Origin of the sequence: Metabacillus sp. YM-086 (assembly GCF_048059995.1) — a bacterium.
Lineage (GTDB): Bacteria > Bacillota > Bacilli > Bacillales > Bacillaceae > Metabacillus > Metabacillus litoralis_B.
Window position 1 is genome coordinate 1 of sequence record NZ_JBLUOI010000122.1, and the last position, 10,110, is coordinate 10,110.

Annotated in this window: 9 protein-coding genes; 7 read left to right on the forward strand and 2 right to left on the reverse strand. The window is 34.4% G+C overall.

The window, feature by feature from the left end:
* Positions 1 to 42: 42 nt before the first annotated feature.
* Both ACEWK1_RS26235 and ACEWK1_RS26240 read left to right on the forward strand, forming a co-directional pair.
* Positions 43 to 1,356, forward strand: a complete 1,314-nt coding sequence (locus ACEWK1_RS26235) for a 2-hydroxycarboxylate transporter family protein (protein WP_247339415.1) — start codon at positions 43 to 45, stop codon at positions 1,354 to 1,356.
* 114 nt (positions 1,357 to 1,470) lie between these two features.
* Complete coding sequence (locus ACEWK1_RS26240) at positions 1,471 to 2,373, forward strand: AEC family transporter (protein ID WP_247339417.1); 903 nt, start codon at positions 1,471 to 1,473, stop codon at positions 2,371 to 2,373.
* A gap of 102 nt (positions 2,374 to 2,475) precedes the next feature.
* Here ACEWK1_RS26240 and ACEWK1_RS26245 read toward each other — a convergent pair whose 3' ends face one another.
* Positions 2,476 to 3,351: a sulfite exporter TauE/SafE family protein gene (locus tag ACEWK1_RS26245; protein WP_247339422.1), complete on the reverse strand. Its 876-nt coding sequence runs from the start codon at positions 3,349 to 3,351 to the stop codon at positions 2,476 to 2,478.
* Between the two features lie 240 nt (positions 3,352 to 3,591).
* On the opposite strand from ACEWK1_RS26245, the gene ACEWK1_RS26250 reads away from it, so the two are divergent.
* The 4 genes from ACEWK1_RS26250 to ACEWK1_RS26265 all read left to right on the forward strand — a co-directional run bounded on the left by ACEWK1_RS26250 (position 3,592) and on the right by ACEWK1_RS26265 (position 7,930).
* Positions 3,592 to 3,822: an excisionase family DNA-binding protein gene (locus tag ACEWK1_RS26250; RefSeq protein WP_247339423.1), complete on the forward strand. Its 231-nt coding sequence runs from the start codon at positions 3,592 to 3,594 to the stop codon at positions 3,820 to 3,822.
* A gap of 88 nt (positions 3,823 to 3,910) precedes the next feature.
* Positions 3,911 to 4,873, forward strand: coding sequence for an alpha/beta hydrolase (locus tag ACEWK1_RS26255; protein ID WP_247339424.1), 963 nt, complete (start codon positions 3,911 to 3,913; stop codon positions 4,871 to 4,873).
* Positions 4,874 to 5,107: 234 nt separating this feature from the next.
* Complete coding sequence (locus ACEWK1_RS26260) at positions 5,108 to 6,109, forward strand: BMP family ABC transporter substrate-binding protein (protein ID WP_247339427.1); 1,002 nt, start codon at positions 5,108 to 5,110, stop codon at positions 6,107 to 6,109.
* 18 nt (positions 6,110 to 6,127) lie between these two features.
* The gene (locus ACEWK1_RS26265; protein WP_379053484.1) at positions 6,128 to 7,930 is read left to right on the forward strand and encodes a sensor histidine kinase; all 1,803 of its coding nucleotides are present in this window, start codon (positions 6,128 to 6,130) and stop codon (positions 7,928 to 7,930) included.
* Between the two features lie 33 nt (positions 7,931 to 7,963).
* Here the strand turns inward: ACEWK1_RS26265 and ACEWK1_RS26270 are convergent, their stop codons facing one another.
* Positions 7,964 to 9,640 carry a glutamine--tRNA ligase/YqeY domain fusion protein gene (locus ACEWK1_RS26270; protein WP_098797798.1) on the reverse strand — a complete coding sequence of 559 codons (1,677 nt, stop codon included), beginning with the start codon at positions 9,638 to 9,640 and terminating at the stop codon, positions 7,964 to 7,966.
* A 221-nt stretch (positions 9,641 to 9,861) separates the two neighbouring features.
* On the opposite strand from ACEWK1_RS26270, the gene ACEWK1_RS26275 reads away from it, so the two are divergent.
* Positions 9,862 to 9,987 carry a hypothetical protein gene (locus tag ACEWK1_RS26275; RefSeq protein ID WP_255301632.1) on the forward strand — a complete coding sequence of 42 codons (126 nt, stop codon included), beginning with the start codon at positions 9,862 to 9,864 and terminating at the stop codon, positions 9,985 to 9,987.
* The last annotated feature ends 123 nt before the right edge of the window (positions 9,988 to 10,110 follow it).

Consider the following 10,110-nt stretch of genomic DNA (forward strand, 5'->3'; position numbering starts at 1 on the left):
GCATTTATGGGCTAGATGTAATTTTTTAAGGAGGGAATAAGAATGGAATCAACAGCTAAGAAGCTATCATTTGATGAAAATAGTGAAGAATTGAAAGCGAAACCAAAGTTAAAAATATTTAATACACCAATTTTATGGTTTGCTTTATTTGGTGTGATTACGTTGATAAGTATGTATACAGGTAGTTTACCAGGAGGTATGATTGGTAGTTTGCTTGTTATGATTATATTAGGTGAAGCTTTCGGATGGTTAGGTGATCGTACACCAATCGTTAAAACATTTCTTGGTGGTGGGGCAATTGTTGCAATCTTTGGTTCTGCGTATATGGTCTACAGCGGGCTTCTACCAGAAACCATTACAACTTCGGTAACTGATTTTATGAAAACAGGTGGATTTTTAGACTTCTATATAGCTGCGTTAATTACGGGTAGTATTTTAGGAATGAATTCTAAGATACTAGTTAAGGTTGGATTGCGCTATTTCCTACCGATCTTTGGGGCTGTAATTGGGGCAATTATTATTGCAGGTCTTTTTGGTTCACTAGTTGGTTTTTCACTTCAAGATGCAATCTTAGTTATAACGATGCCAATTATGGGCGGTGGAATGGGGGCAGGTGCCGTTCCAATGAGTCAAATTTACTCTGAAATGTTGGGGAATGAACCAAGCTATTACATTTCAATGCTTGTACCTGCTCTTGCCTTAGGAAATGTGTTTGCGATAGTCCTTGCTAGTGTGCTAGATATGGTGGGACGAAGATTTCCGTCTTTATCAGGAAATGGTCAATTAATTAAAGGATTTACGTATGAAAAAACAAAGCAAAAATATGATATCGAAGTAATGGGTGTTGGACTATTAGCAGCTTTAACATTCTTCACGCTCGGAAATGTTTTGGGAGACTTTGTTCCATTACATCCTTATGCAATTATGATTATTTTAGTAGCTGTTGCAAAAGTGGCTAATATTATCCCGAAAATTGTTCTTGATGGAGCTAGTCAATGGTATCAATTTGTGGCCAGTAACTGGACTTTTGCACTATTATTCGGTATTGGTGTGGCATACACAGATTTAAACACTGTGCTTGAAGCTTTATCATTTCAATACATTTTAACAGTTTTTGGTGTTGTTTTAGGGGCGATTATTGGAGCTGGTCTTTTAGGTAAATTAGTTGGATTCTATCCAATTGAAGCTGCAATTACAGCTGGATTATGTATGGCAAATATGGGTGGAACAGGTGATGTGGCTGTACTGTCTGCAGCAAAACGAATGGAATTAATGCCGTTTGCACAAATCTCATCTAGATTAGGTGGGGCTTTGATATTACTACTTTCTGGCTTAATTATTCCACTTCTTGTATAGTAGACTAATAGAATCTAAAGCATTGGGACGTTCTCCCAATGCTTTCTATTTTTTAAAAAAAACGATGTTCAAGGTATTAAAATAGATACTGTATAAAGTATGGTGAAGATTTATATGGAGTTTATCTTGGTAGTGTTGCCGGCCTTTATTATTCTAGCAATAGGATATATTGGGCAAAAAAAGATAAAAATTGACCGCAAGTCTGTTTCGGTTACGGCCCTCTATTTAATGTACCCTTTTTTAGCATTTCGAACATTTTATACAAATGAGCTAACAATGGAATACCTTTATATTCTCTTGTTTTGTCTTTCGCTTTGCTTTAGTTTGTTACTTATAGTATTAACCGTATCGAGGCTAAGAAAGTTAGGACAAACGAAAACATCTGCTGTGATTTTATCAGGTGTATTTATGAATAGCGGGAACTATGGAACACCGATCATTTTGTTTGCTTTTGGAAGTGTAGGCTTTGATTATGCAGTGATTATGATGGTTATTCAATCGATATTGATGAATACAATTGGCCTCTACTATGCTGCGAAAGGCAGTGTGGAAACAAGTGGTATGAAGGATTCATTGATGAGAATTGTTAAGATGCCGATTCTTTATGGAGCACTAATAGGGATAATTGTACAACTAAGTACTTTTAAGGTTCCTGAATTTCTAATGAGATCTGTTGATATGATAGCAGATGCAACTATTCCAACCATTATGCTTGTATTGGGTATGCAATTAGCATCGCTAAGCCGCTCAGCTGTCAAATTAAAAAGTATTAGTGGGATTATTATCTTGAGAGTTGTGATATCGCCTATATTAGCCTGTATTATTGTTATGTTCCTTCCAATAGAAGGACAATTAGAGAAGATATTAATTGTACTTTCTGCCATGCCTACTGCTGCGAATACAACGATGTTTGCTTTACAATTTAATACTGATCCGGATTTTGTGTCATTTAGTACATTGGTGACAACTGTATTAAGCATCATAACAGTTCCTTTAATGCTTTTGCTTGTATCTTAGAGTTTTAACTTTCTAAATTAAAGTTGGGTTGATTTCAGTTGAAATCAACCCGACTTTAATTACAGTTAAAAATGCCTTTTAGATTTTATTTAAGAGTAAATTCTAAGTTACGTTGTGTAATTTTTCTAAACGACTATTTCTTTGAAAACTCCGCACGATAGCTACTATCCAAGCAATGAAAAGAATCGAATAAATGACAAGCTTTAGGTTACCTGAAGCGCCAAATATATCTAATACTGTATTGAGATTTGTTAAGATGATAAACCCACCTACAACCACTCCTAGTAAGTATGCAGGGATAATACGGACTAGCCAGGCTGCGATAGGTGCAGCGATCACACCTCCAATTACAAAAGCAGCAACCCACACATAGTTAAATTGTTCCCAGCCTAGAAAAATGATAAAACCCAAAGTGGAGGCAGTAGTAACAGCAAATTCACTAGTATCTACAGTCCCAATCACTTTGCTAGGAATGGCTCCTTTTCTAGATAATAATGCGGGGGTGTTTATTGGACCCCAACCGCCACCTCCTACAGAATCAAAGAAGCCAGCAATAGCACCAAGAGGAATTAAATACCATGCGGATGTTTTTTGCTTCTCCTGTTTTGGGTTCCACTTGAATAGAAATCGACTTAATACATAAATCCCCATAATCATTAAGAAGATTGAAATATAAGGTTTGATTAGATGACCCGGAAGGCTACTTAAAAATGCAGCACCGATAAAAGCACTGATTGCTCCAGGAATCATTAAAGTTATGACCATTTTTTTATCTACATTTCCAAACTTATAATGAGATATACCTGAAACAGCAGTTGTAGCGATTTCAGACATATGAATGGATGCTGATGCCACTGCAGGTGCGACCCCAAAAGCTAATAAAAGTGAAGTTGATGTTAGTCCATAAGCCATTCCAAGAGCACCATCAATTAATTGTGCAAAAAAACCGACGATCGCAAAGATAAGTAGTTTTCTCATTATTTACCCTCCAGTTCTAATGAATATATACTAATCATATGAGTTTAGTCGGAATTACAACGTGGATTTATGTAAAATGAAAGAGTATTTATGCTTTTCTGAGTATTTGCATATGATTAATCGTATTTTATGTGATGATGATCATTTTGTCTATAGATAATAAAAAATATTTATATTGAATAGTTGATAATAATTCTTTAAGATTGTATCAACTATAAATGAATGAGGATGATTGATTATATGTACTTAACATTAAAGGAAACAGCTGAGTATCTCTCATTGTCTGAAGATCAAATTGAAAATCTGATAGCTGAAAAGAAGATAAGAGCCCTTTTTGATGGTGAACAATATTTAATCAATAAAGATCAATTTAAAACACATTTTGAGCAGCTGGAAAAATATAAAGCTCTAATTGAAGAATACTTAAAAGAACCAATACCAGAAGATATAGATGTAAAAGATGAGGATTAAAAATATAGAAAAATAAGGGAGACTTTTTATTAAATTAATGTTATCATTATTAATAATAAAAATAAAAAAATTAAGGGAGCGAAAAGAGATGCTTTCTATATATGAGGAAAATTTTAGTGTGGCAACTGATGTTACTTTAAGAGGTACTTTAGCTATTCCAGAATCAAGCGAAGAGAAATATCCAGCGATTGTAATAATAAATGGCTCTGGAGGAGCTGATCGTGATGGAAACATGAAAAAGCCTGCAATAGAATCGAATTTATATAAAGATTTGGCACATTATTTAACACAGCTAGGATTTATTTCCCTAAGATATGATAAAAGATCTGTTGGTGAAAGTGATGGAGATCCAATTAAGTCAGGAATGATGGATTTAGTTAAAGATGTTAGAGGGATGGTTCAATTCTTAAAAGCTCATCCAAAAGTTGATCCAACAAAAATAATTTTGCTCGGACACAGTGAAGGGTGTATTTTAGCAACAATTGCACAGCAAGAAGTCCACGTTGGTGGAATGGTATTAATAGCAGGAGCTGCATCCAGTTTAAAAGAACCAATGATATATCAAAATCTTATTATTCTTGATGAAATACAAAAGTTAAAAGGATTAAAAGGAATGATGTTAAGATTACTATTAACGGAAGAAAAATTAAGAAAACAGTTAGACGATCTCTTTCAGAAAATGACGATGTCAGAAGGAGATACAATAAGATATAAACTGAAAAAAACTCCTGCTAGGTGGTTTAGAGAGCATTTTGCATATTCAAGTGAAGAAATAGTGGAAATATTAGGTGAGTGTGAGTATCCGATCTTAGCCATAACTGGTGATAAAGATGTTCAGGCGGACTACAATGATTTAAACAGAATTAACCAACTAGAAAAACCTAATGCAAAGGCTGTTGTTATAAAGAATATGGATCATATGCTAAAGGAGTTTAAAGGAGAAAAAACAGTTTTAAATTTAATGAAGCAATACAAACAAGAAGCAAAAGACCCTATTCATTCACAACTAAAAATAGAGTTGGGAAATTGGTTAACAGAGCAGTATTTATAGAATAAGAAACGCCTCAGTGGATATCCAGCACTGAGGTTTTCTTGTTCTTATTAAAGAATAACTAGCGGACAAGCTTTTCAAAAAAATAAAAGTTTTAGTGAAAGTGATACTAGTAGTTAGGAGATAAAGAATTTTGTCGAAATATGTAGATTTTTTAGATAAATTTCTAGCGTATAACACAAATGTTCGCTATAATGATATATTGAGAATGTATCTTTAGGGGAGAGGTATACAATGCAACAATCGAAACAACTAAGGTTGATAGGCATAATAACATTGATTGTTGGAATCGTCATTATAGGGACTATTTTATATAAAACAAAGGGAATTATTTCTGACGCTGCTGCAAATTATTTTGTTGGCAACACAAAAGTATCTATTATTACATCTGATGTTCTCGTAGACCAAAGTTGGGGAAGTTTGGCGTATAAAGGAAAACTGAAGATTGAAGAGATGTTTCCTGTTGATGTAACACTTTATAGTGAGATAGATACAGAAAAACGCATGAAAAAAACGATTGAAACAGCAATAAAAGAGGGATCAAAGCTAATTATCGGACATGGTCGTGAGTTTTCAGATGTTTTTACGGAGGTTGCTGAACAAAATCCAGACATCCACTTTATAACGATACATGGAGATTCAAAATATCCTAATCAATCTGTCTATACTTTTGACCAGGGAGAAATTGAATATTTTGCTGCTTTAGCTTCTAGTGTAGTCACAAAAAGTAACAAAATTGCTTTAATAGATGCTTTTGATGCTAGAGAAAAAAATCCCGAATTTGAAACTGGATTAAAGTATTACAAGCCAGAAGCAATGTTTTACTATCGATATGTGGATAGCCGTGACGACGGAGAAAAAGCAGTGCAAATCTTTCGTGAATTAATTAATGAGGGCGTTGACGTGGTCTACAGCAAAGGAAACTCTTATAATAGAGAAATTATAAATTTGGCTAAAAAAGAAGATATTCATGTGATAGGTTATCTTGATGATCAATCATATATGGGGAAAGATCATGTCGTAACGAGTGTTTTGAATGATGTTTCACAAGCGTATGTTGCGATTATGGAAGATTATTTCAGTGAAGATGGAATACCACATGGTAAAGTGATGTTAGGGGCAAATCATGGTGTATATGGCTTAGCTCCCTTTGGGCCGATGTTGACTGAAGAAGAAAAAGAAATGATTAAAAAAGAGATGGAAAAGTATGAGAAAGGAAAGCTAGTTTTTCCTTAAAATCTGAGGGGAGGGGTTGTGTTGAAGAAATTTTTAATGAATATGTCTTTTCGTACAAAAATTCTCTCAACCCTCCTCATACTAACCTTTGTGTTATGTGGCTTTTCACTAATTCTTGTTCAATCTATTGATGAGGTAAATCAAGTTAGTAACAAAATAAAACAGAAGAATATCCCTGAACTGTATTGGCTTTCAAAGTGGGATGAAGAGTTAAGTGTTAAGGGAATAGTGGTCAACGATTTCTTGGAAGAAAACAAGTGTTGTGAGCTCGCCGTTAAGTATCAATCGTTTGAAAACATAGAAGAAAGTGAATCTGGTTATAGTTCTCCAAAAATCCCAAGTTCTCTTAATAATATAAATAAGAGAATGGAATTACTAGATTTTATGATTGTTAATAATGTGCAAGGTTTGTTAGATTATCATGATCAAAATGGAGCAAAAGAATTTATTGAATCGAACTATTTACCACAATACAATTTACTAAAAGAAGAGATTAAGAAGGCTAAGGAAGATACTTATTCTAAATTAGATGGTCATTCTAATGAGTTTTCGACGATTATCAAAAGCTCATTATGGTTATTAATCTTTGTTACGATAGTGGCTATTTGCTTATCCATCATTGCTGCTTATCGAATAAGTTTAAACCTAACAAAGCCTGTAGAATCAATGATAAACAAAGTAGATCGTATTGCCAATGGTCAATATGGGCTAACTTTGAACTCTTCAGAACAAGCTGAATTTGAACAGCTTACAAATTCGATTAATCAAATGTCTATAAAGTTGAAGGATTCCTTTAACACAATTCTCAACGATAAATTATACAGGGAGCAAATACTAAATTCATTACCTGTTGGAATTATTACAATAAATGACACTTCTACCGAAATATCAGTCAATAAGACTGCAACGAAAATATTAGGTATGGACGAGCAACAGCTTAAACAGATTTTTCTCACACAAGGTGATATGAAAAATAAGTCTTTTTGGGAGATACTATCTTCAAAAACGGTTTATAAACATACGAAGGTTCCTTTTATCACGAGTGAAGGAACGAAGCTGCTGCTTGTTTCACAAGCAGAAATGCTGAATCAACAACAAAAGATTATAGGCAGAGTTAAAAACTTCGTTGATATTACTGAAACTGAAGAGTTGGAAAAAAGAATGAATCAATCTGAGAAATTAGCTGCAGTTGGAGAAATTGCTGCTGGTGCTGCACATGAAATTCGAAATCCTTTAGCAGTTGTACATGGATTTTTATCATTAATGAACCAGTCGTTTTCGGAAAAGGTGAAAGATCAGTATCATATGCCGCTAATTATGAAAGAGATTGAACGAATAAACAGTATTATTGAGGAAATGCTTCTTCTTTCTAAGCCAGGTGCACCAATAAGAAAAAACATTTATCTTCAACATATTATGGAAGAATTTTTACCTCTTATCATCCAATCTTCTGAAGATATTGAATTTATCATTGACCTACATCCAATTCAACTGTCCGTTGATCCAAAACAGATAAAGCAGGTTTTTCATAATCTTATTCGGAATAGTATTGAAGCAATGTGTGGTAAAGGTGTTATTCATATATATTCGGAGCTAACAGAAAGTTCATATCGAATTTATCTAAAGGATAGTGGATCTGGAATTCCATTGGATTTACAAAAAACAATATTTGAGCCGTTTGTAAGCTCAAAAGATAATGGAACAGGTCTAGGATTGATGATTGTTAAGAGAATTGTGGAAAATCATCAGGGAATGATCTTTATTCAGGAGAGTTCTGTGGATGGAACAATCTTTGTATTAGATCTTCCTTTAAATAAATAAAAAAGGCTGACTTTAGGGGTCAGCCTTTTTATTTTACTTCAACTTAAATGAACTCTTTAAAGAAACAATTCGGTTAAACACAGCTTTTTCTTCAGAAGTATGTTTCGGATCCACATTAAAATAGCCGTGACGGAAAAACTGAAACTTATCATGTGGTTGAACATCTTTCATATTTGGCTCTATGAAACCTTGTAACACCTCAAGAGATTGTTGATTCACATAATCGAGGAATGTTTTTTCCTCTGATGGATCTTCTTGAACCTCAGTTTCTTCTTTATCTTTATCAAGGATAAGTGGTTCGTATAAGCGAAACTCGGCCGGTAATGAATGCTTTGCATCCACCCAGTGAAGAGTTCCTTTTACTTTACGACCTGTAAACCCAGTTCCACTCTTTGTTTCAGGATCGTAGGTACAATGGATTTCTACAATGTTACCATCCTCATCTTTGATAACATCTTCACATTTAATAAAGTAGGCATGCTTAAGGCGAACTTCATTTCCTGGGAACAAGCGGAAATATTTTTTAGGAGGATCCTCCATAAAATCTTCTTGTTCAATATAGATTTCACGTGAAAATGGGATTTGTCTTGTTCCCATTTCAGGAACCTCAGGATTAATTTCTGCATCAAGCATTTCTACTTGATCTTCAGGGTAGTTAGTAATGACCACCTTTAGTGGCTTTAAAACACCCATTGTACGTGGTGACTGTAGCTTTAAATCTTCTCGAACAAAATGTTCAAGCATCGCTTCATCAACCGTTGCAACACCTTTTGAAACACCCGTTTCTTTTACAAATTCACGGATTGCTTTAGGAGTGTAGCCTTTTCTACGTAGGCCAGAAATGGTTGGCATACGAGGATCATCCCAACCATCAACAAATTTTTCGTCAACAAGCTGCTTTAACTTACGCTTACTCATCACAGTATTTGTAATGCCAAGGCGGCCAAATTCGATCTGCTGTGGCTTATGCTCCATTTCACACTCTTCAATAACCCAGTTATAAAGAGGGCGTTGATCTTCAAATTCAGTTGTACAAAGTGAGTGTGTAATTCCTTCGATAGCATCTTCTAATGGATGAGCAAAAGCATACATCGGATAGATACACCAAGCATCACCAGTATTATGATGTGTAGCATGTGACACACGATAAATAACAGGATCACGCAAATTAATATTTGGTGAAGACATATCAATCTTGGCGCGAAGTACTTTTTCACCGTTGCCAAACTCACCCTTGCGCATGCGGTCAAATAGATCTAAATTTTCTTCAATCGAGCGGTTGCGGTAAGGACTTTCCTTACCAGGTGCCGTTAATGTTCCACGATATTCTCTTATTTCATCTGCAGTTAAGTCATCAACGTATGCTTTACCTTTGTTAATAAGAAGAACAGCACGATTGTACATTTCCTCAAAGTAATCTGAAGCAAAAAACATGCCGTCCCATTCATAGCCAAGCCATGCAACATCTTCTTTTATGGATTCAACAAATTCTGTATCTTCTTTTAAAGGGTTCGTATCGTCAAAACGCAAATTTGTTTTCCCGTTAAATTCATCTGCCAATCCAAAATTTATGACAATTGATTTTGCATGACCAATATGTAGATATCCATTCGGCTCTGGTGGGAATCGAGTGTATACATAGTCTCGTTTTCCCGTTTCAAGATCCTCTTTAATAATGCTCTTAATAAAGTTTGAGGAGTTTTGTTCCAAATCAGATCAAACCTTTCTTTTATATGTATAAATAAGTCCTATTTGTCATTATACCAATAGAATTGAAAAAGGTTAATTTACTTGGTCATTTTTCTGGTAATAGTATATATCATGACAGATTTTCTCAGTCTGTATACAAACTTCATGATGAAACATTGTTCAAGCGAATAGATTGGCCCTTTTTGTATAAAATAACGGAGTCTACAGGAGGTGAAAGGAATATGCCCAATTTAAATGATAATAAATTTAGAAAGATTCAATCAGAAAGCCAAAAACAAGGAAAATCACAAGAGGAATATGCGGCAGAATTGGAAAACAACAAAATGAAGGCACAGAAAAGAAAATAGTTTTTTTGAGGTAAGCTTAGCAGATGCTTACCTTTTTCTAAATTTGATCCAAAATAATAGTTTTGTCGATAAAGTGTAGACTATGTCTGAATTTTACGAAGGAAAAATGTTTATTTTAGAATC